Consider the following 19,099-nt stretch of genomic DNA (forward strand, 5'->3'; position numbering starts at 1 on the left):
CTGCACAGTAGTGCAGGGCTTTTTTTATTTTTGCATCGTTTTTTATCCGGTTTACGTCTGGTGGATAACGAGCGGGCTAATCGGTTGTATCGAGTCAGACTCAAATCACACAAAAACACGATTGGAAAGGAACCTCACCCATGAGAAAAGTTATCTCTATTTATGTCATCTTCGCCGTTCTTTGCTCACCGGCTCTTGTCTTAGATAGTAAGAAAACCGGGTATGTTGGCGGCACAATCGCCGGACTCAAGGAAGGCACCGAGGGAAAGAGTTCAGCCCTTGATGAAAACAATTTTGTTTTTGAACACAAAAACGGCAAATTGCTGATTCCTTACAAAGACGTTGAAGAGTTGGAATATGGACAGAAAGCCGGGCGGCGCGTGGCTGTTGCTATCCTGGTTTCACCGTTGGCGATCTTTTCAAAGAAACGAAAACACTATCTAACGATTAGCTACAAGAATGAAGCCGGGAAAGGGCAGGCAGCGGTTTTTGAACTCGGTAAAGATGTGATTCGCACCATGCTTTCAAGTTTAGAGGCGCGAACCGGCAAACAGATTCAGTATCAGGATGAAGAAGCCAAAAAGAGCGCGAAAGGCAATTAAGTTATGAGAATACTGCTGACTTTAATCTGCCTGTCGATGGTGTCCTTTACTGTAGATGATAAGAAGCAGTCAAAGCTATATGAGAAGAAAAGCGACAAGGAGCGGATTTATAGAGTCGATTTTGAACCACTTTGGGCGGCTGCTATTGAAGCCGCAAAAAAACACTTCACGCTTGACCAAATCCGCAAAGAGGAAAGGCTATTCACTTTTAACAGTGGGGCGGGATTCACAACCCCTGGTTTCAATGTCAATGTGGCATTTTCAAAAGACGATGAAGGCGGAATTAGAAAGAAAAGCAAACCATGAATACAAAGTTTTTTTTCTGCCCTGCTTGTGGGAAACAACCTAAACCCGGCTCGGATTAAGTCAATCAGCAGTAACCTGTACTGAGAAACAGGTTGCTCCGAATTATTCAGGAGAGGTTCTTCGGGCAAAGGTCAAAGGCTTATAACTGTTTATGCGCGTATCGCAGGATGCGCTCTGTGGTTTCCCAACTGACACAGGCGTCGGTGATGCTGACACCGTATTGCAGATTCGTAGCCGTTGCCGGTTGATTCCCTGCCCGCAAATAACTTTCAATCATGAGTCCGGTCAATGCCAGATTCCCGGCGGCGCGTTGAGCGATCACGCTACGCGCCACCGCTTCCTGCTGTTCGTGTTGTTTGTTGGCGTTGGCGTGACTGCAATCCACCATCAGCGATGGGTTGAGCTTGTTTTTTTTCAAAGCGGCAACGGCATCGGCGATGCTTTTAGCGTCGTAATTGGTGCGCGCCCGTCCGCCTCTGAGCACTACATGCCCGAATTGATTGCCTTTGGTACGAACCACACCGGTGATACCGCTCTGGTCAATGCCTAAGAAACTATGCGGCGTTTGGGCTGCATGCATGGCATCAATCGCCACTTGCAGGCTGCCGTCGGTTGCATTTTTGAACCCAACCGGCATTGATAGACCGCTTGCCATCTCTCGATGGGTTTGTGATTCGGTGGTGCGCGCGCCAATCGCCACCCAACTGATCAAATCACTGATATATTGCGGAACAATCGGATCGAGAAATTCCGTCGCCGCAGGAACCCCCATTTGCGTGATGTCAAGTAGCAGTCGCCGCGCTTTTTTGAGTCCCGCCTCGATATCGTAAGTGCCATCGAGATGCGGGTCATTAATCAATCCTTTCCAACCAATGGTTGTGCGCGGCTTTTCAAAATAGACGCGCATGACCAGGTAGAGTTTATCGCTCAATTCATTGCGCAGTTTCGCCAGTCTTTCGGCATACTCCAAAGCGCCGCGCTCGTCGTGAATCGAACAGGGTCCGACGACAACCAGCAGGCGCGTGTCCTCATGGCGTAAAATCTGTTGAATGGTGGCGCGGCTTTCGACAACCGTGCGAATGGATGCTTTGGTAATCGGCAACTCCGCTTTTAAGGCTTTGGGAGTGATGAGCCGAACGATTTCGATAACATTGAGGTCTTGAATTGGGAACATAAAAATCTTTCTTATTTTAAAAGCCTGAATTCTAACACAGGCGGCGCTGACTCGGACATTGAGATGGCAGTCTGGAGAGGTAAAGTTGGAAATCGCTATCTGGTTGATGTTTATTGTTACTGGGGTAAGAAAAGTCCGTCGGAGATGAAGCACGAGGTCAGCTTTCGTAACCGGCGCTGGATAATCATGAATATCCACTATTACGAGAATGAAAAAGGCAAGCTTGTGGTCGGGTGATAGGCGAATCTCTGGTTGTGGCTTATATCTGGCTCAACAGGAGGCGTCAGAGAAGCCAAAAAAAGGGTAGGGATAAGAATCTGCTATCCAGTCTCTTATCCCCGGGCAATCAATCAATGGGTTTCGCTTAGTCTATGCCGTCGCTAGAAACTTTGACATACCCCGTGTAGTAGGTTCCGCCTGTGCGGGTATCTATGACTTCCATCGTAACCGGAAATTGTTTCCCTGATATTGCCTGTTGGTCGTCAACCTGGATGTAGACAACGGCGCGTAACTGCAACCGTCCGGTGACTGGCTCACCCGATGCCGGCAGATTCTCACGGATGAAATCAACCGTGCGAAACTGACCGGATGATACCTCGACTTCCCGGCTGCCTGCGATAGCAGCGCCTTGCGCATCATAGAGCTTCACCTGAGCGCGGACGGGTTGGATGTTACTTTCCGAGGCGCTCTGATTGGCAATGCTAAAGCGCAGCGTTTGTCCGGGTATGATCCCCACATAAGTTGTTCCATCAAAGACTCTGACGTTTTGAGCTTCTGCCTTCCAGGTAGAACCGCCGACCACCATTGCGATAACGGCAATCGCTATCAGAAGGTGTTTCCTGATTGGATTTCTTATTTTCATTCTTACTCCTTGCATAAAAAATTTGTCAAAAGTGAGCGTCACTGTCACGCCCGATTGTTTAGGCGATAGTTAGCGGCGAAAACTATCATCGGGGATTATTTTTTTCAGGAAGTAACTTTCTGATATTGCGGGGAGCGATAAAACGCCTGCTAATCGGTGTGAACCTGTACGAGGTCACAATCAGTGGAGGGGTTATCTATGCCAACGGTGTGTCACGCCAAGCCAATCGGCAACCTGCCAGGAACGTTCGTCTAAAATAACCTGCTTTCCGATGATAGTTTTTGTCACCGACTTACGCCTGAACAGATGAGCGCGAATGAGGCGCTCAAATGATAATCAAATATTAGGGAAAGGGAGATGACTATTGTGAACAAGCAAAATCGGAGTGAAGCAAAAAACCCACAGATGAATATTGAAGATTTAACCGTCAACCCGGAAGCCGCCGCCGAGGTGAAAGGTGGAGACCACAAACAGTGGATTAATGTGGAGAGCGTAAGTACGCCTATCCTGCGGCGCAGCTAAAAAGGGTAAAGCCAGGTCATGACCTGGGGCGCAAGATTCAAGGCGCTCAAAGTTTAGACTTAATTTTTTAAGGGAGGAAGATTAAATATGAGTAAAGAAAATACCAACCCACCTGAGAACCAATCGTCCATTGTTATTGAAGATTTGACGCTGAATGAAACTGTGACTGAAACCGTCAAAGGCGGAGATGCCACCATACGAGTCCATTATGATACCGGTTATGGGAATCGCATGACGATTCGAGGATGAGGAGAATGAACCGATGAACCAACCGGAAAATCAAGAAGGGATGAACCGGACAATCGAGGTCGAGGAATTGCCTATCGAAGAGCTAGTGAAACTTGTAGTTAAAGGCGGCAACGGTAGCGTTCAAAAGTTAGGCAGCCGGAGGCTTCTACTCCAGGGCGATGGCACCCACTCATAAAATGAATATTTTAGAAAGGCGGTGAAAAAAACCTGAATAAACAAGAAAACCATAACCCAACGCTTATTGAAGACCTGCCGGTTGACCAATCACAACAAAATGAAGTTAAGGGCGGATGCACCCAAAACGCTAACGGCGGAATATGGAAGACAACCAATTTCATAACGAGAGATACTACCGGATGAACTATTGGCAAATTGTGACCGGTTTGTGACCCAGAAAAGCGATAAGGAAATATTACCTTTGAGGTAATGGAGATGGCTCAAGGTTTATGATAAGTTTCCGGTAATGGCAATGCTACAGACGCAACCGGTGGGCAATCTTTTGCGTGAATGGCGCAAGCGTCGGCGACTCAGTCAACTCGACCTCGCCTGTGAAGCCGATATTTCAACCCGTCATTTGAGTTTTGTCGAAACCGGCCGCTCACAACCGAGCCGCGATATGGTTCTGCACCTCGCCGAACGACTCGATATTCCCTTGCGGGAACGTAATATTTTATTAATCGCAGCAGGTTACGCGCCGGTGTTTTCGGAACGTTCACTGGAAGACCCATTGCTTCATCCGGCGCGCAAAATCATCGATATGGCGCTTGCCGTACACGAACCTTTCCCGGCGCTTGCCATTGACCGCCACTGGACACTCCTGGCTGCCAATCGCGCCATCAAACCGTTTATGAAGGCGAGCGATAAGGCTTTGCTCACCCCGCCCATCAACGTTTTGCGCCTCAGTTTGCACCCTTCAGGGCTTGCCTCGCGCATCGCCAATTTTAGCGAATGGCGCACCCACATTCTCACACGATTGCGCCATCAGATTGATGTGAGCAGTGACCTCGTACTGGTAGATTTATTACATGAACTTTCCGGTTATCCGATAGCGAATTCTGCCGTCGTTGAAAACCTGTCGCTAACGCATGACATTTCGGGAATCGCCATCCCGCTGCAATTCATCACCGATGACGGCGTGCTCTCTTTTCTCAGTACCACCACGGTTTTCGGAACGCCGGTTGAAATTACGCTTTCGGAAATCGCCATCGAATCCTTTTTTCCTGCTGATACCCGAACCGCCGACATCTGTCGCCAATTAGCCGCGCATCAAGATTAGCAAAACTCATTGCCAGGGTTATGATTTTTAATCATCGCCCAATTGGGCTTTAGGTAGGTTGCGTTTGACAATTTACGGCGTCAATCGGTAGATTGAGGGTTACATTAATTCATTCATCAAGGCTTCATAGTAAGCATTGCCTTATTTGACTGGTGTATGCCCGAGGGATAGTCTTTTAATTTAGAAAACCGGGATGAAAAGCTTTAATTAACCGTTGAATTTTTCATAAAAGCTGGCAATCAAACGAAAGGATTTGAGATGGCAACTGAATCAACCGTAAGCGATAGCATTATCACCACAACTGTGAGTGCAGTCGCTAACTGGGGGCGTAAATATTCGCTCTTCCCCATGCCTTTTGGTACAGCCTGTTGCGCGATTGAATATATGTCCGTGGTGTCGTCGCATTATGATGTGGCGCGGTTTGGCGCAGAGGTGGTGCGCTTTTCGCCGAGACAAGCGGATTTATTGATGGTGATGGGCACGATTACCGACAAAATGGGTCCGGTGCTCAAGAAAATCTATGACCAGATGCCCGAACCGAAATGGGTGATTTCGATGGGCGCGTGCGCTACATCAGGCGGCTTCTATCGCGCTTATCATGTCATGCAGGGCATTGATGAAATTATTCCCGTGGATGTTTACATTCCCGGTTGCCCGCCCACTCCCGAAGCCCTGCTCCAAGCCATCGTGATGATTCAAAACATCGTTCAGAAAGAGAAAGAGTTTGGCGTTGACCACAATGCTCGCGCCGAATTGCGCGAAAAGATGCGCAAGGAAGTTACCGTCAGTTCGCCGAAACCTTTGCTGCTTGCCGAACAACAGGCGCGTGAAGCCCTGCGCCTGGTACAAATCACCCGCGAACCTGCGGCTTTGAAAAATCCGATTATTGAAGCCGTCGAAGGCAAATTTAAAGACCAGATACTCGATGTCAATGATTTTCGCGGCGATTTAGCCATCACCCTTCGCCCTGAAAAAATTGTCGAAGTCGCGCGGACATTAAAAGAAGACCCGACCACCAAACTTGATTTGCTGAGCACGGTTTGCGGTGTGGATTATCTGGGCTATCCTGAAAAAAGCCCTGATGAACGCTTCAATGTCGTCTATCACCTCTATTCGATTGACCACGGGCATCGCCTGCGATTGAAAGTGCCGCTTGCCGAAAACCACCCCGAAGTCGATTCGATTTCCTCAGTTTACAAAACCGCGAACTGGCACGAACGCGAAACCTACGATATGTTCGGCATACGCTTTCGCAATCACCCGGATTTGCGAAGGATTTATTGTCACGAAGAGTTCATCGGTCACCCCTTGAGAAAAGACCATGAACCGGGCGCGCGCACCCTGCTTTCCCGCGATTATAAATTGCCGATTGAATATCTGAGCGAATGGGGCGACGACGAAAAGCACGACCGCATCAGTGGCGAACCCAATATCGTCAATATCGGACCGTCGCATCCGGCGACCCACGGAACGCTTCGCATCGTCGCCCGGCTCGATGGCGAAAAGATTGTCGATGCCGATGCGGAAATCGGCTACCTGCATCGCTGTTTCGAGAAGATGTCGGAAACCCATCAATGGAATCAGGTCATTCCCTACACCGACCGTCTGAATTATTGCTCATCATTTTTAAATAACGTCGGTTACGTTCTGGCGGTTGAAAAGCTCCTGGGCATCGAAGTTCCCAAACGTGTGCAATATATTCGCGTCATTTTAGGCGAACTGTCGCGCATCATGGATCACATGGTCTGCGTCGGCACCAATTTGGTTGACCTCGGCGCGATTACCAATTTCTGGTACGCCTTTGAACCCCGCGAGGAGATTTATGATTTGCTGGAAATGACCGCGGGGGTTCGCATGATGGTGAGCTATGTGCGGGTCGGCGGGCTAGCGGCAGAATTGCCGAAAGATTTCGTGCCGCGTTGTCGCGAAGTGCTCAAACGCATTCCGAAATACATTGATGATATTCATAAACTCAATACCTATAGTCGCCTGTTCAAACAGCGTTCAGTCGGCATAACCGCCATCAGCAAGGAAGAGGCGATTGACTGGGGATTCACGGGTCCCTGTCTACGCGCCGCCGGTGTGCCCTATGACATTCGGCAAAATCACCCGTATTCCAGCTATGATGATTTCGATTTCGAGGTGCCCGTAGGCAACAACGGCGATATGTATGATCGTTACCTTGTGCGCATGGAAGAGATGAAACAGAGCCTTCGCATTATCGAGCAGGCTTTAGAGAATTTACCCGAAGGACCCTTTCAAGTGGATGACCGGCGCATCACGCTGCCGCCGAAAAAAGGAGTGTACACCAATATCGAAGACCTGATGAATCACTTCAAACTGGTGATGCATGGCATTCAACCGCCGCCGGGCGAAGTTTATGGATATACTGAGGCAGGCAACGGCGAACTCGGATTTTATGTGGTCTCGGATGGTTCGATGCGACCCTGGCGTCTGGCTGCGCGTGGCCCATGTTTTCCGCTGTTTTCGGCATTTCCGCATTTGATTAAAGGCGGGTTGCTCGCCGATGCGGTGGCGGCGCTTGGCAGTATCAACATCATCGCCGGAGAGTTGGATAAATAGGAAAGGCAAAAGGCAAAAGGCAAAAATATCAAAGTCACTGCCTGAAAACTTTTGCTCAAAATTAAAATTGCAAAAGCAAGTGCGATTGGTTGGAAGTTGAACGCATCAGCGACTTGTTTTTTTAAGAGTTGAATAAATGAGCGAAATACAATTTAGTGAAGATGCCAAACAACGCTACGAACAGATAGTCAAGCGTTACCCGGAAAAACGCGCGGCTTTAATTCCGGTGCTGATTCTCGCGCAAAAAGAGTTCGGCTGGATTTCCGATGCCGTCGCTGAATATGTCGGCTCCTTGATGGGTTACCCGCCATCAGATGTGTTAAGTGTGGCATCATTTTACACCATGCTGCATAAAAAGCCGGTCGGGAAATTCCACCTGGATGTTTGCCGAACCGTGAGTTGCTGGCTGATGGGCGTCTATCCTTGCGTTGATGAACTCAAAAAAATCATCGGCGTTGAGTCCGAAGAAATTACCGAGGACGGCATGTTCAGTTGGGCATTTACCGAATGCCTGGGGTCTTGCGGCACCGCTCCGGCGATGCAGGTGGGTGATCGTTATTTTGAAAACCTCACGCCTGAGCGCATGGGCGAAATCATCGAACAGTTGAAAACCGAAGCCGCCAACGGCAAGAAATAAACGGGTCGAATTTCACAATGAATCAACAAATTTTACCGGCAAATATCAATAAGCCTGAACAAAACCGGCTTGAAAAATATAAAGAGCGCGGCGGTTTGCGGAGTTAGCTGTAAAAAGGAGTGTTGGCGATGTCTTCAGTCGTTACCGATTTAACCCCTGAAGTCCTTGATTGCACCAAAGAGATGGAATGGTTGAAAGCCCATCGTGCTGAATATGCCGGTCAATGGGTTGCTCTGGATGGCGAACACTTGATCGCTCATGGAACGAATTCACAAGCAGTGCGCGAGGCGGCTCGTCGATCAGGAATTCGCTTGCCACTTATTGTGCAAGTCGAGAGCGATGATTTGCCCTTCGGAGGCTGGTAACCATGTCCCATGCGCTGGTTTTCGATTTGCTCTATGAATACGATACAACGACAACCGGCATTACCATTCCGGTTGTCCTCAGTTTCGCGCAAGAGCAAAATAAAACGCTTGCCAATCTCGACACCGGCGCTACCTTTTGCATTTTTAAAAGGGATGAGGGCGAAGCTTTAGGACTGGATATTGAAAAAGGGTATCGGCAAATTATTCGCACGGCTACGGAACCTTTTGTTGCTTACGGGCATTATGTTTCCTTGTTCGCTTTGAACTTGCAACTGGATGTGATGGTTTATTTCGCTGCCCGATACGGGTTGCCGAGAAATGTTTTAGGCAGACGAGGATGGTTAGACCAAATCCGTTTGGGTCTGATTGAATATGAAGGAAAGCTTTATGTCGGCAAGTACGACTAATCGCTACGCCTCTTATTCTGAAAATTGCATAGATAAACATGAATCAACAAATTTTACTGGCAAATATCGATAAGCCTGAACAAAACCGGCTTGAAAAATATAAAGAGCGCGGCGGCTACAGGGCTTTGGAAAAAGCCCTGCAAATGGAACCGCTGGCAATTCAGGAAGAGGTCAAAACCAGCGGGCTTCGCGGACGCGGCGGCGCGGGATTTCCTACGGGAATGAAATGGAGTTTCGTGCCGCGCAATACCGGCAAACCAATCTATCTGCTCTGCAACGCCGACGAAAGCGAACCCGGCACCTTTAAAGACCGCGAGTTGATGATTAAAGACCCGCACCTGTTGATTGAAGGGATGGCGATTGCCTGTTTGGCACTGAGTTGCAATCTCTCTTACATCTACATTCGCGGCGAATATGAATTCGTCGGCAAAGTGGTTCAGGAAGCCCTGGATGAAGCCTACGCCGCAGGCATTCTCGGTCCATCGGTAATGGGCAAAGATGTCGCGCTTGACCTTTATATTCACTATGGACAGGGCGCGTACATCTGCGGCGAAGAGACTTCGTTGATTGAATCTTTGGAAGGTTATCGCGGCTACCCCCGCATCAAGCCGCCATTCCCTGCGGTGAGCGGATTTTTAGCATCGCCAACCGTCGTCAATAACGTCGAGACGCTTGCCGCGCTTCCCTGGATTCTCAACAACGGCGGCGCGACTTATGCGGCGATGGGAACCGAAAAGAGTAAGGGCACGAAACTCTTTTCCGTATCCGGTCACATCAATAAGCCCGGCGTTTATGAAGTCGAACTCGGCTATCCGTTGATGGATTTTATTAATAACGAATGCGGCGGCGTCAGAACCGGACATACACTCAAAGCCGTCATTCCCGGCGGTTCATCGGTTCCGGTCTTACGCGCCGAAGAATGCGAAGGCGTGCTACTCGATTATGAATCGTTGATGAAAGCCGGAACCATGTTGGGGTCAGGCGGCATGATTGTTTTCGATGAAACCGTGAGTATGCCGCGCGCCCTATCGGTGATTGCCGATTTTTATGCGCACGAATCCTGCGGGCAATGCACGCCTTGTCGCGAAGGAACCGGCTGGGCATCAAAAATTCTTCGCAAAATCGTGCGCGGCGAAGGCAAAAAAGCGGACATCAATCTGTTACTAAAAATCACCGATATGATGGAAGGCAAAACCATCTGTCCGCTGGCTGACGCCGATGTGATGCCGATTCGCAGTTTCTTAACCAAGTTTCGCGGCGAATTTGAAGCGATGTGTGCTGATTGAAGGCAAATGAGACAAATCAAAATTCTTATTGAAAAGCATGCAGACGGATATGTAGCGTACTCGCTCGGGCTCAAAGGCATAGTCGTCGGCGAAGGCGACACTTATGAAGAGGCGCTCGCGGATGTTCAGTCAGCGATTCGCTTTCATATTGAATGTTTTGGCGCGGATGCAAGAGAGCCGCGCTGCTGGAATGAAACTTTGGGTGTTAATTAAGCTTTATGGCAAGAATTATTAGAACACCACAAGAGAAGAAGGCGCTGAGTTATGAAAAAGATTGCCGTAATGCATATGGTGAAAACGATAAGGGTTCTCGAAGATCAATTCGACGAAACAAACAAGCGGTCAACCGCTCTAATCGACACACCGTAAATCAAAAAGTGTCGCAGATAGTTGATGCGCCATTATTAGAGGTGCGGGAAGAACTTCAAGATGCCGCACGAAGCAAGCAATTGAAGGTATGGAAAAAATACCCGGATCAACCGCTTGGTGATTATGTACACAACAGAATGGCTAGACGCATCAAGCTTGGTATGGAAAACGAAAAAACTGAAATTAAAATTAGAAAGTAAGAAACTCCAAATTTTTTATTGGATTGATTAACGATGCCAAAGATAACTATTAATGAACAGGAAATTGACGCGAAAGACGGTCAAACGATTATTCAAGCCGCCCACGAACACGGCATAGACATCCCGCATTACTGCTACCATCAGGATTTGCCGATTGACGGCAATTGCCGCATGTGTCTCGTCGAAGTGGAAAAAATGCCCAAGCTCACGCCGTCATGCGCCACCGTTTGTTCGGAAGGCATGAAGGTCACGACCAACAACGAGCGCGTGAAGATGGCGGTGCGCGGCGTTTTGGAATTTTTGCTCATCAATCATCCGGTAGATTGCCCGGTGTGTGATCAGGCGGGCGAGTGTCGCTTGCAGGATTACTATATGGTTTATGGTCTGCACACCAGCGAAATCCCTATGGATATGAAAGTCCATAAACTCAAAGCGGTGGATTTAGGTCAGATGGTCATGCTTGACCAGGAACGCTGCATTTTGTGTTCACGCTGCATACGCTTTTTTGAACATGTGACCGGAACCGGCGAATTGCAATTTTTCGGACGCGGCGACCATACTGTCATTGGCACGCTTGATAACCGCCGGCTTGATAACCCCTATTCGGGCAATGTGGTTGACCTCTGTCCGGTGGGCGCGCTCACCTCGCATGACTTTCGCTTCAAATGCCGCGTCTGGTTTTTGCATAGCACGGACTCTGTGTGTAACGGCTGTTCGACCGGTTGCAACATCCGTATTGACCATCGCGATGGCACCATTTTCCGCACCCTTCCCCGCCGCAATGCTGAGGTCAACAAAAGTTGGCTTTGTGATGAAGGGCGTTTGAGTTTCCATAATCTAAGCGATGGTGAACGCATCGTCCGTCCGAAAATCAAAGGCGAAGACGGTATGCAAGCGCCCGCGCGTTGGGAAGAAGCACTCAGAGCTATCGATATAAATTTGAAGGATTGTAAAGCGGCATTCGGCGCCAATGCGGTTATCGGTTTCGCATCGCCTTCGGCAACCAACGAAGCGTTGTATCTATTCAAAAAATATCTTGGCGAACAGATTGGCACGACCCATTTTGAATTCCGTCTGGATTCGGAAGATAAAAAAGTCACCGAAAAAGAGGACGACATTTTGCGCCACCTCGATAAGCATTCCAATTCGATGGGCGCATTAAAACTCGGACTTGCGAATGAGAGTTTTGGCGGTATTAAAGGGGCGATTGACGCGGCAAAATCCGGTAAGCTTAAAGCCGGGGTGATTGTTTATTTCAAACCGCTGGTTCGTCGCGATAGTGATGTCATCGAAGAAGCGCAGCTTGCCGAATTCATCAAGGCGCTCGCCTATTCGGTGGTCTTCACCACTCACCAGACCGACTGGCTGGCAAACGCCAATGTCGTATTACCGGTCGCGGCGTGGTCGGAAGAGGAAGGAACCTACACCAATTTTCAAGGTCGCGTACAATATGCCGGTAAAGCGATTCGTCCGCAAGGCGATGCCATCGCCTTATGGGAAGCACTTGCAGAGTTATTAAATGTTTCAGGCGACACGCGGGTGTGGATGTCGCCGGATGAAATTTTTACCGCAATCACCGAAACCATTCCGGCATTTGCGGGTATCAATTACCAAGAGATGCGCTGGAATGGCGCGGAAACAAAATAGGATTCAGGATTCAGGATTCAGGGGAAAAGCCCTTCTGAATCCTGAATCCTGAATCCTGAACCCTGAATCCTATGAAAAAAGCTGCAAAAATCATCAAGGTTACGGATTTGGCGGAAAAGGAGTCCTCGTTTGCCAAAGAGGTTCTCGCGCCGCTATCGGGTATGAAACTAACCATCACACGCATGGCAGAAAATCTCACAGGCAAAATTGCGCCAACGATTAATTATCCCGAAGAACGCCGTTCCTATTCAGACCGTTATCGCGGTGCCCATATTTTGACGGCGCGCGAAGACGGGACGCCGCGTTGCGTTGCCTGTTATATGTGCGCGACCGCATGTCCTGCCGATTGCATTTACATCGAAGCCAAAGAGCATCCCAATCCTTTGATTGAAAAGCAGGCGGCGCGTTTTGAAATCGATATGTTGCGTTGTGTATTTTGCGGTTTCTGCGTGGATGCCTGTCCCGAAGAGGCGATTATTATGAGCCGTGAATCGGAAATTTCGGCGTTCACACGCGGCGAAACACTTTGGGATTTGACCAAGTTGATGAAACGACCTGAGCTGCCGGAATTTGGTCTCGGGTATCGCCCGAATGAAAAGCTTGTGGAAAGCCAACTGGCATTTGAACCGAAGGCGAAAAAACCGAAAACCATGGCGGGGCGCGTGACCTTGAAAGAAGATGTTGAGATGATTCCCAACATCACCTTCAATGCCAGCGAACCCCAATGATTTTCGCTGGCATTTTCCTGCTCCATCAGTTATACACTAGCCCGATAAATTCATCGGGAGGAAGACAATGCTGGAAATCATTTTACTGATTGTCTTAACCAGAAAGATCGGCGAAATCTGCGAGAGCAAAGGGCGCAAGGCAACGGGCTATAAAATCCTAACCGTCGTTTTATGGTTTGGTGGAGAAATTGTGGGCGCCATCATCGGCGCAATTTTAGCGGGTGGCGAAGGCGTCATGGTTTATGTTATGGCGCTAATCGGTGCAGCCATCGGCGCAAGTATCGCATTCCTGTTGGCAAAAAATGCCGCTGCGATTGCGAGTCCCGACGTGCCGCCTTATGGTTGATTGCCGCTGATGCGTTGCGACCTGACAATTGGCGTCGGGTGGTCAGGCGAAACCCCAAACCACAGACATTTTGCTATTGACTCTTTCAGTCAAATCAGAGAAATTTCCTTTGGATAAATTCAATAGCAATTCTTCTTTGCTGTTTATATCAAAAACAAGGAGGCGAGATTTTTAGATGACTTATGTTATTGCAGAACCCTGTGTAGGAACCAAAGATACGGCTTGCGTTGATGTTTGCCCTGTTGATTGCATTCATCCGCGCAAAGATGAAGAGACTTATGAAGCGGCAGAACTTCTGTACATCAATCCGGCTGAATGCATTGATTGCGGCGCGTGCGAACCGGCCTGCCCGGTGCAAGCCATCTTCACCGAAGACGACGTTCCTGAGCAGTGGCGGCATTACATTCAAATCAATGCCGATTACTACGCATAGTAATGATAAGGAGTAAAAAGTTTGGCGTTTGTAATCTGTGAACCGTGCATCGGCGCAAAAGAACTGTTTTGTGTTGATGTTTGTCCCGTTGATTGTATTCAGGGAGGCGCAACTGAAGAACAGATGTACATTGACCCGACAACCTGTACAGATTGTGCCGCCTGTGAACCGGCTTGTCCGGTTTCAGCGATTTTCTATGAAGCCGATGTCCCGGGAAAATGGGCGTCCTTCATAAAAAAGAATGCTGACTTTTTCAAAAAATAAAGCCGAGCGCCAATTCGGTTAAATAAAAAAGCCATCACCTGAGCAATCACGTGATGGCTTTTTTATTACGATGATTTTTTCGATTAACGACAGTTCTTCATATTGTGGATGAGGGTTTTTCGCCCTTCTTCAAAACGCACTTCAACTTTATTCGGCAAATAGGTCGCCTCGACCGAACCCAACCCGAATTTGGGATGGCGTATCACATCGCCTATGGCAAAGCCGGTTTCGGTATTATAAGCGCGAACCGGTTTCGCCGGATCAATTGAAAATTCGGTTTCTTTCGATTTTCTTGTGCTGCCGGATTTCGGTGGACGACCAACACGTTTGGTCGGTTCTTTGCCAGCCGGTTCAACCGGTTTGAAATTATGTGTGCTGTTGCACATCGAACAGGTTACTTTGCGAACAATGTCGCCATCCATAGCCGTGACCGTATGGGTGCGTTCCGTTTTACATTTTCCACAATAAGCGTTAATGTCTAATCCAACTCTGGGTTTTCTAAAAAGCATATGTCAAATAATAGCATCTGTAATGCATAACTTCCACTTGCAGCCGAACAATCTTTTTCACTCTTTCCCTTGTCCGAATACTTCGGAAAAAAAGCCTTTCAAACTGCTTCCCAGTCCTGCGGGGACTTCCGCGCCGCGTACCACCAACACTGCACATTCGGCGCGGTTGACGATTTCTCTGGTGATGTTGCCCATAATATAGGTTCTCAGGTTGCCGCCCGTTGGCGATGAACCGGTAACCACCAAATCATAGTCGCCGCGTTTAATCTCTTTCAGGACTTCGCTAATTACTAATCCGTGACGCAACCGCACATCGCTTTCCACACCGATGCCGTTGAGCATCTCTTTTTCTTTTCTGAGGTTCTGCCCCAGATTCAGATTGGAATGCAGGAGCAGATTAATGTCTTCTTCCATTTTAATTAAATCGGAATAGACTTCGGGCGGCTCAGACATTACATGGAAAAGGGTAATCGTCGCTCCCGCGCTGCGCGCAATTTCACCGGAAAAATGCACCGCATTTTCAATATATTTTTCTCCGCCGCTACATAAAAGAATTCGCTTCAATTGGGTTTGTTTACCAATAACGACAAGCACCGGCGGTTCAACCGCCTTGATGATTTTGTAGGCTTTTGCAGACATCAGAAAAGCCCCACGGGTTCCCTTCCGCACCGCGCCAATCACCACCAGGTCGTATTTAGTTTCTTCCGTTCGGTGGATGATTTCTTCAATCGGTTCGCCGGCTTTGATAATCAGTTCGGCGTTGACCTCTTGCGCCTTGAGGTTATGCAACCCTTCGCGTAATGCTTCAAAAACGGTGTCCTCTTCGCTGGGTTTTTCAGTGATGCCTAAAAGTGTGGTTTCTGCGCGACAGGCGCGAGCAATCAAACCGCCAAATTGAATTGCATTATTTGCCTGCTCAGACCCATCGCTACATATCAAAATTTTCATTTAAGTGATTCAAAATTGCGTAAATTAGTTAATCGACCTGCTAATCATCATCAAGGCACTCAAGATCAATCATAAACGAAGCGGTAGGATGATTAAAGCCATTGCTTCGGTCTTAGGAAAAGAATTTTCATTTGCAAACCAACAACCTTCAATCGTTCAAGCATCGGATGATTGGCGAGGGCACCATCTTGTCGCACGCAACGATGACAGATTAGAATAAAACTTGAAAAATAACAGGAGTTAATTTATGCGTTTAAAACTTGTGAGCCTGGTAATCACTATCACCTTCCTTTTCTCTTTAACATTCGCCCAGCAGAACAAATCCACCCCGCAAGCTCCGCAACTTTCTATTGATGAAATCATTCAGCGGTTTGCGGCTTCGGAAACGGAAAATAAAATTGCCCGGAATAATTACACCTTTACGCAGGACTATGATTTGATGACCATCGGTGAAGCCGGGTCAATTACCGGTCGCTACCGTCGGGTTTCCGATATTGTGTTTGACAATAAAAGCAATCGCATCGAAAAAATCACGTATTTCCCGCAATCTACGCTGACTGAAATCAACGTAACTCAAGCAGATATTCAAGACATTGGTGGCGCGCAATCCTTCAGTTTAACGACTGAGGATTTGCCGAAATATCGCATTACTTTTATTGCCAAAGAAAAGCTTGATGAGTTGAACACCTATGTTTTCAACGTCAAACCGAAAGAGTTCCGCAAGGGTGAACGTTATTTCGACGGCAAAATCTGGGTTGATGATATTGATTTACAAATCGTCAAAGTTGCCGGTCAGGCGGTTCCTGAAGATGAAAACAATCAATATCCGCACTTTGAAACCTATCGTGAAAACGTCGATGAAAAATACTGGTTTCCGACCTATGTTTATGCTGATGACACGCTGGAATTCAAACGCTTTTCGGTTCATGTGAGAATGGTTGTGAAATTCACCAACTATAAAAAATTCTCCGGTACGATTCGCGTCCTGGATGACGGGGGTGAAATCCATAATGAAGAAGCAACCGACCCGGCTAAAGATAAAAAGCCTGAAACCACTTCTACCACCACAAAGGATGAAGTGAAAAAAGTTGATGAGAAGAAGGCTGATGAAAAAAAGCCCGACCCGAAAAAACCTGAGGCAACACCGAAAAAACCGTAAATCTATCAGGGCGCTCAAAAAGCCTTTTATGAATTTCACTTCTTGAATTTTGCTTTATACAATATCGGGCGACCACCAGGTCGCCCATTTTTATTTTGGAAAAGTTGAATGAGTGGAAATCAATCCGGCGAAGTATCGAACTTAAACCAACCAGACAACGGTTCATTTCCCGGCAAAATCCGGCGCTTTTTGCCGTGGCTGATCTTCATTCTTTCGTTGCCGCTGTATCTTTTCACGCTGGCGCCAACCGTCACGCTGGTTGACAGCGGCGAATTGATTCTCGCTGCCAAAACCCTCGGCATCGCGCATCCGCCGGGCTTTCCGCTTTACGCTCTACTCGCGCACTTTTTCACCTATCTGCCCGTCGGTAACCTCGCGGTTCGCGTCCATTTCCTGTCCGCCTTATGTGCAGCAACGGCTGCCGCATTAATGAGTCTGCTGGTTTATATCACGCTCAACACTCCGGCAGAGAAACCCGGTTCCAAAAATAAAAATAAATCGGCAAAAAAACCGAAAGCCGCGACACGTTCAACCAAAACCGAAACGCCGGATTCGTCAACCGGGGTTATCGCATCGGCAATCATCGCATCACTGATGTTCGCATTTTCAAGAACCCTGTGGGCATACGCAACCCTTGCAGAAGTCTACACGCTGAATGCCTGTTTAAGTGTGCTGATTATCTTTTTAATGATGCGCTGGCGACGTGAGGTAATCGAAACCCGAAACCGCAAACAACCCCTCACCGGAAAAGATAAATCGCTCTATTTTGCAGCATTCATCTTTGGCATGGCTTTGGGTGTGCATCACGTAACCATCGCTTTGCTTTTACCGGCGCTCGCTCTATTGGTTTTTAAAACCGCAGGCTTCGCTTTTTTTAAGAGCAAGCGGTTGCTCATTGCCGCACTGATCTCGGTTGCGGGACTCAGCATTTACCTTTATCTACCGCTCGCCGCCTCGCGTTCGCCGCTGATGAACTGGGGCGACCCGCGAACCTTTGAAACTTTCTGGTGGCACATCACCGGCAGGCAATATCAGGTCTTTTTCGATTTCTCACCCGCGCGGGTTTCCGAATTTTTCAAACTGTTATGGCGCGAGTTTAATCCGAACGGGTTGCCGCTGGGTGTTGGCTTGGGGCTTAGCGGATTGCTTGCGCTTTTTCGTCGCGACCGGACGCTCTTTTATTTTCTCTTACTCATCATCTCCGCCGATGTGATTTACTGCCTCGGTTATGAGATTGATGAAGACAAGGACGCTTACTACCTGCCCGCGTTTATCGCTTTTACGATTGCCATTGGTTTCGGAGTGCGCTGGTTATTTGAATTTCTGCATTCGCTTTCCGCTTTGCGAATACTTACGCCGCTTCGCCTATCCGTCGCGCTGTTGCTCATTCCACTCGTTACCCTCGCGGGCAATTTCGCTTACAACAATCGTTCGCAATATTTTATTGCTTCGGATTATGTTGATAATGCGCTGCAAACCATTGAGCCAAACGGCTTGCTGCTGACCGAAGACTGGCAACTTTATTCGCCGATGTTATACGCGCTGGAGATTGAAAAACGGCGACCGGATGTTATCTCAATAGACATCAATCAACTGCGACGCTCGTGGTACTTCGATTATTTAAATCAAGTCTATCCCGATTTGATGAACCCTTCGCGCAATGAAGTGAATGAATTTTTGGAAGACCTGCGAAGTTGGGAACGCGACCCTGACCGCTATGCCAAAAACCCGGAATTGACCAGGCGCATCAATGAAAGGTTTTACGCCATGATTCTCGCATTCGTCAGTCGTCACCTCGCCAAGGCTCCGGTTTATGTCACTCTGGAGATTGGCGCTAATCAAGGCGGGGTGAACGCCGAATTGACCAAAGCCTTGAATGAAAAATACAAACTCATTCCGCAAGGACTGTTATTTCGCGTCAATCAGGAGTTGACGCTCCCGGAAAAAGCCCTTTCTCAACTTCAGACTCGTGGGCTTAATGACGGCAGCTTAAAATTTGAAAATGATGATGTCGTAAAAAAGAAAGTGTTTCCGGTGTATGTCGCGATGTTCATTAACAACAGTCGGTACTGGGCTTTCCAAAACCGTCACGACCAAGCCATTGAATGGCTCAAAAAGGCATTGGAACTTGAACCCGACAATCAATTCGCCAAAAACCTTCTCGCCGCCAGTCAAAGCGCCTTGCAAAAACCCACGCAACAGTAAACCAGCGTACAACCCGCAAACC

General features: G+C 48.2%; 24 protein-coding genes and 1 pseudogene. 21 read left to right on the forward strand and 4 right to left on the reverse strand.

Going from position 1 to position 19,099, the window contains the following annotated elements:
- The first annotated feature begins 140 nt into the window (after nucleotides 1–140).
- Nucleotides 141–602: a hypothetical protein gene (locus AB1757_21655; GenBank protein ID MEW6129661.1), complete on the forward strand. Its 462-nt coding sequence runs from the start codon at nucleotides 141–143 to the stop codon at nucleotides 600–602.
- 3 nt (nucleotides 603–605) lie between these two features.
- The gene (locus AB1757_21660) at nucleotides 606–908 is read left to right on the forward strand and encodes a hypothetical protein (protein MEW6129662.1); all 303 of its coding nucleotides are present in this window, start codon (nucleotides 606–608) and stop codon (nucleotides 906–908) included.
- Between the two features lie 139 nt (nucleotides 909–1,047).
- Here the strand turns inward: AB1757_21660 and AB1757_21665 are convergent, their stop codons facing one another.
- Complete coding sequence (locus AB1757_21665) at nucleotides 1,048–2,082, reverse strand: 3-deoxy-7-phosphoheptulonate synthase (protein ID MEW6129663.1); 1,035 nt, start codon at nucleotides 2,080–2,082, stop codon at nucleotides 1,048–1,050.
- Between the two features lie 63 nt (nucleotides 2,083–2,145).
- On the opposite strand from AB1757_21665, the gene AB1757_21670 reads away from it, so the two are divergent.
- The gene (locus tag AB1757_21670) at nucleotides 2,146–2,319 is read left to right on the forward strand and encodes a hypothetical protein (GenBank protein ID MEW6129664.1); all 174 of its coding nucleotides are present in this window, start codon (nucleotides 2,146–2,148) and stop codon (nucleotides 2,317–2,319) included.
- A 127-nt stretch (nucleotides 2,320–2,446) separates the two neighbouring features.
- Here AB1757_21670 and AB1757_21675 read toward each other — a convergent pair whose 3' ends face one another.
- Nucleotides 2,447–2,944, reverse strand: a complete 498-nt coding sequence (locus AB1757_21675) for a hypothetical protein (protein MEW6129665.1) — start codon at nucleotides 2,942–2,944, stop codon at nucleotides 2,447–2,449.
- A 366-nt stretch (nucleotides 2,945–3,310) separates the two neighbouring features.
- Here AB1757_21675 and AB1757_21680 point away from each other — a divergent pair, with 366 nt between their 5' ends.
- From AB1757_21680 to AB1757_21755, 16 genes and pseudogenes are all read left to right on the forward strand, one after another.
- Nucleotides 3,311–3,466 carry a hypothetical protein gene (locus AB1757_21680; protein ID MEW6129666.1) on the forward strand — a complete coding sequence of 52 codons (156 nt, stop codon included), beginning with the start codon at nucleotides 3,311–3,313 and terminating at the stop codon, nucleotides 3,464–3,466.
- A gap of 87 nt (nucleotides 3,467–3,553) precedes the next feature.
- Nucleotides 3,554–3,715, forward strand: coding sequence for a hypothetical protein (locus tag AB1757_21685; GenBank protein MEW6129667.1), 162 nt, complete (start codon nucleotides 3,554–3,556; stop codon nucleotides 3,713–3,715).
- Between the two features lie 13 nt (nucleotides 3,716–3,728).
- Nucleotides 3,729–3,890 carry a hypothetical protein gene (locus AB1757_21690; protein ID MEW6129668.1) on the forward strand — a complete coding sequence of 54 codons (162 nt, stop codon included), beginning with the start codon at nucleotides 3,729–3,731 and terminating at the stop codon, nucleotides 3,888–3,890.
- Between the two features lie 294 nt (nucleotides 3,891–4,184).
- Nucleotides 4,185–4,991, forward strand: a complete 807-nt coding sequence (locus AB1757_21695) for a helix-turn-helix transcriptional regulator (GenBank protein MEW6129669.1) — start codon at nucleotides 4,185–4,187, stop codon at nucleotides 4,989–4,991.
- 258 nt (nucleotides 4,992–5,249) lie between these two features.
- Complete coding sequence (nuoD, locus tag AB1757_21700) at nucleotides 5,250–7,574, forward strand: NADH dehydrogenase (quinone) subunit D (protein ID MEW6129670.1); 2,325 nt, start codon at nucleotides 5,250–5,252, stop codon at nucleotides 7,572–7,574.
- 136 nt (nucleotides 7,575–7,710) lie between these two features.
- The gene (locus AB1757_21705) at nucleotides 7,711–8,211 is read left to right on the forward strand and encodes an NAD(P)H-dependent oxidoreductase subunit E (protein ID MEW6129671.1); all 501 of its coding nucleotides are present in this window, start codon (nucleotides 7,711–7,713) and stop codon (nucleotides 8,209–8,211) included.
- Between the two features lie 128 nt (nucleotides 8,212–8,339).
- Nucleotides 8,340–8,576, forward strand: coding sequence for a DUF5678 domain-containing protein (locus AB1757_21710; GenBank protein MEW6129672.1), 237 nt, complete (start codon nucleotides 8,340–8,342; stop codon nucleotides 8,574–8,576).
- Between the two features lie 2 nt (nucleotides 8,577–8,578).
- Nucleotides 8,579–8,983, forward strand: coding sequence for a hypothetical protein (locus AB1757_21715; protein ID MEW6129673.1), 405 nt, complete (start codon nucleotides 8,579–8,581; stop codon nucleotides 8,981–8,983).
- A 38-nt stretch (nucleotides 8,984–9,021) separates the two neighbouring features.
- Nucleotides 9,022–10,269, forward strand: a complete 1,248-nt coding sequence (nuoF, locus tag AB1757_21720) for an NADH-quinone oxidoreductase subunit NuoF (protein ID MEW6129674.1) — start codon at nucleotides 9,022–9,024, stop codon at nucleotides 10,267–10,269.
- 6 nt (nucleotides 10,270–10,275) lie between these two features.
- Nucleotides 10,276–10,482 carry a type II toxin-antitoxin system HicB family antitoxin gene (locus AB1757_21725; protein ID MEW6129675.1) on the forward strand — a complete coding sequence of 69 codons (207 nt, stop codon included), beginning with the start codon at nucleotides 10,276–10,278 and terminating at the stop codon, nucleotides 10,480–10,482.
- Nucleotides 10,483–10,487: 5 nt separating this feature from the next.
- Nucleotides 10,488–10,838, forward strand: a complete 351-nt coding sequence (locus AB1757_21730) for a hypothetical protein (GenBank protein ID MEW6129676.1) — start codon at nucleotides 10,488–10,490, stop codon at nucleotides 10,836–10,838.
- Between the two features lie 33 nt (nucleotides 10,839–10,871).
- A complete protein-coding gene (locus AB1757_21735; GenBank protein ID MEW6129677.1) occupies nucleotides 10,872–12,485 on the forward strand; it encodes a molybdopterin-dependent oxidoreductase in 1,614 nt (537 codons plus the stop codon).
- A 71-nt stretch (nucleotides 12,486–12,556) separates the two neighbouring features.
- Nucleotides 12,557–13,213 carry an NADH-quinone oxidoreductase subunit I gene (locus AB1757_21740; protein ID MEW6129678.1) on the forward strand — a complete coding sequence of 219 codons (657 nt, stop codon included), beginning with the start codon at nucleotides 12,557–12,559 and terminating at the stop codon, nucleotides 13,211–13,213.
- Between the two features lie 67 nt (nucleotides 13,214–13,280).
- Nucleotides 13,281–13,559, forward strand: a complete 279-nt coding sequence (locus tag AB1757_21745) for a hypothetical protein (GenBank protein MEW6129679.1) — start codon at nucleotides 13,281–13,283, stop codon at nucleotides 13,557–13,559.
- 175 nt (nucleotides 13,560–13,734) lie between these two features.
- Nucleotides 13,735–13,989, forward strand: a pseudogene (locus tag AB1757_21750) (ferredoxin family protein).
- A 24-nt stretch (nucleotides 13,990–14,013) separates the two neighbouring features.
- On the forward strand, nucleotides 14,014–14,256 hold the full coding sequence (locus AB1757_21755; protein MEW6129680.1) for a ferredoxin family protein: 243 nt from the start codon (nucleotides 14,014–14,016) through the stop codon (nucleotides 14,254–14,256).
- An 83-nt stretch (nucleotides 14,257–14,339) separates the two neighbouring features.
- On the opposite strand, the gene AB1757_21760 is transcribed toward AB1757_21755, so the two are convergent.
- Together AB1757_21760 and AB1757_21765 are read right to left on the reverse strand one after the other, a co-directional pair.
- A complete protein-coding gene (locus AB1757_21760) occupies nucleotides 14,340–14,765 on the reverse strand; it encodes a hypothetical protein (GenBank protein ID MEW6129681.1) in 426 nt (141 codons plus the stop codon).
- 57 nt (nucleotides 14,766–14,822) lie between these two features.
- Nucleotides 14,823–15,713 (reverse strand): universal stress protein, encoded by an 891-nt coding sequence (locus AB1757_21765; protein ID MEW6129682.1) that lies wholly within the window; start codon nucleotides 15,711–15,713, stop codon nucleotides 14,823–14,825.
- A 247-nt stretch (nucleotides 15,714–15,960) separates the two neighbouring features.
- Here AB1757_21765 and AB1757_21770 point away from each other — a divergent pair, with 247 nt between their 5' ends.
- Together AB1757_21770 and AB1757_21775 are read left to right on the forward strand one after the other, a co-directional pair.
- The gene (locus AB1757_21770; GenBank protein ID MEW6129683.1) at nucleotides 15,961–16,872 is read left to right on the forward strand and encodes a hypothetical protein; all 912 of its coding nucleotides are present in this window, start codon (nucleotides 15,961–15,963) and stop codon (nucleotides 16,870–16,872) included.
- Nucleotides 16,873–16,980: 108 nt separating this feature from the next.
- A complete protein-coding gene (locus tag AB1757_21775) occupies nucleotides 16,981–19,077 on the forward strand; it encodes a DUF2723 domain-containing protein (GenBank protein ID MEW6129684.1) in 2,097 nt (698 codons plus the stop codon).
- Nucleotides 19,078–19,099: the final 22 nt, after the last annotated feature.

The organism is Acidobacteriota bacterium, from assembly GCA_040754075.1.
Taxonomy (GTDB): domain Bacteria; phylum Acidobacteriota; class Blastocatellia; order UBA7656; family UBA7656; genus JBFMDH01.

Excerpts from the sequence above, each read along its gene's own strand:
- AB1757_21765 (MEW6129682.1), bottom strand. The coding sequence starts at position 15,713 with ATGAAAATTTTGATATGTAGCGATGGGTCTGAGCAGGCAAATAATGCA.
- AB1757_21665 (MEW6129663.1), bottom strand. The coding sequence starts at position 2,082 with ATGTTCCCAATTCAAGACCTCAATGTTATCGAAATCGTTCGGCTCATC.
- AB1757_21675 (MEW6129665.1), bottom strand. The coding sequence starts at position 2,944 with ATGAAAATAAGAAATCCAATCAGGAAACACCTTCTGATAGCGATTGCC.
- AB1757_21775 (MEW6129684.1), top strand. The coding sequence starts at position 16,981 with ATGAGTGGAAATCAATCCGGCGAAGTATCGAACTTAAACCAACCAGAC.
- AB1757_21770 (MEW6129683.1), top strand. The coding sequence starts at position 15,961 with ATGCGTTTAAAACTTGTGAGCCTGGTAATCACTATCACCTTCCTTTTC.
- AB1757_21715 (MEW6129673.1), top strand. The coding sequence starts at position 8,579 with ATGTCCCATGCGCTGGTTTTCGATTTGCTCTATGAATACGATACAACG.
- nuoD (MEW6129670.1), top strand. The coding sequence starts at position 5,250 with ATGGCAACTGAATCAACCGTAAGCGATAGCATTATCACCACAACTGTG.
- AB1757_21745 (MEW6129679.1), top strand. The coding sequence starts at position 13,281 with ATGCTGGAAATCATTTTACTGATTGTCTTAACCAGAAAGATCGGCGAA.
- AB1757_21730 (MEW6129676.1), top strand. The coding sequence starts at position 10,488 with ATGGCAAGAATTATTAGAACACCACAAGAGAAGAAGGCGCTGAGTTAT.
- AB1757_21735 (MEW6129677.1), top strand. The coding sequence starts at position 10,872 with ATGCCAAAGATAACTATTAATGAACAGGAAATTGACGCGAAAGACGGT.
- AB1757_21705 (MEW6129671.1), top strand. The coding sequence starts at position 7,711 with ATGAGCGAAATACAATTTAGTGAAGATGCCAAACAACGCTACGAACAG.
- AB1757_21725 (MEW6129675.1), top strand. The coding sequence starts at position 10,276 with ATGAGACAAATCAAAATTCTTATTGAAAAGCATGCAGACGGATATGTA.
- AB1757_21685 (MEW6129667.1), top strand. The coding sequence starts at position 3,554 with ATGAGTAAAGAAAATACCAACCCACCTGAGAACCAATCGTCCATTGTT.
- AB1757_21660 (MEW6129662.1), top strand. The coding sequence starts at position 606 with ATGAGAATACTGCTGACTTTAATCTGCCTGTCGATGGTGTCCTTTACT.
- AB1757_21740 (MEW6129678.1), top strand. The coding sequence starts at position 12,557 with ATGAAAAAAGCTGCAAAAATCATCAAGGTTACGGATTTGGCGGAAAAG.
- nuoF (MEW6129674.1), top strand. The coding sequence starts at position 9,022 with ATGAATCAACAAATTTTACTGGCAAATATCGATAAGCCTGAACAAAAC.
- AB1757_21710 (MEW6129672.1), top strand. The coding sequence starts at position 8,340 with ATGTCTTCAGTCGTTACCGATTTAACCCCTGAAGTCCTTGATTGCACC.
- AB1757_21670 (MEW6129664.1), top strand. The coding sequence starts at position 2,146 with ATGGCAGTCTGGAGAGGTAAAGTTGGAAATCGCTATCTGGTTGATGTT.
- AB1757_21760 (MEW6129681.1), bottom strand. The coding sequence starts at position 14,765 with ATGCTTTTTAGAAAACCCAGAGTTGGATTAGACATTAACGCTTATTGT.
- AB1757_21690 (MEW6129668.1), top strand. The coding sequence starts at position 3,729 with ATGAACCAACCGGAAAATCAAGAAGGGATGAACCGGACAATCGAGGTC.
- AB1757_21655 (MEW6129661.1), top strand. The coding sequence starts at position 141 with ATGAGAAAAGTTATCTCTATTTATGTCATCTTCGCCGTTCTTTGCTCA.
- AB1757_21695 (MEW6129669.1), top strand. The coding sequence starts at position 4,185 with ATGCTACAGACGCAACCGGTGGGCAATCTTTTGCGTGAATGGCGCAAG.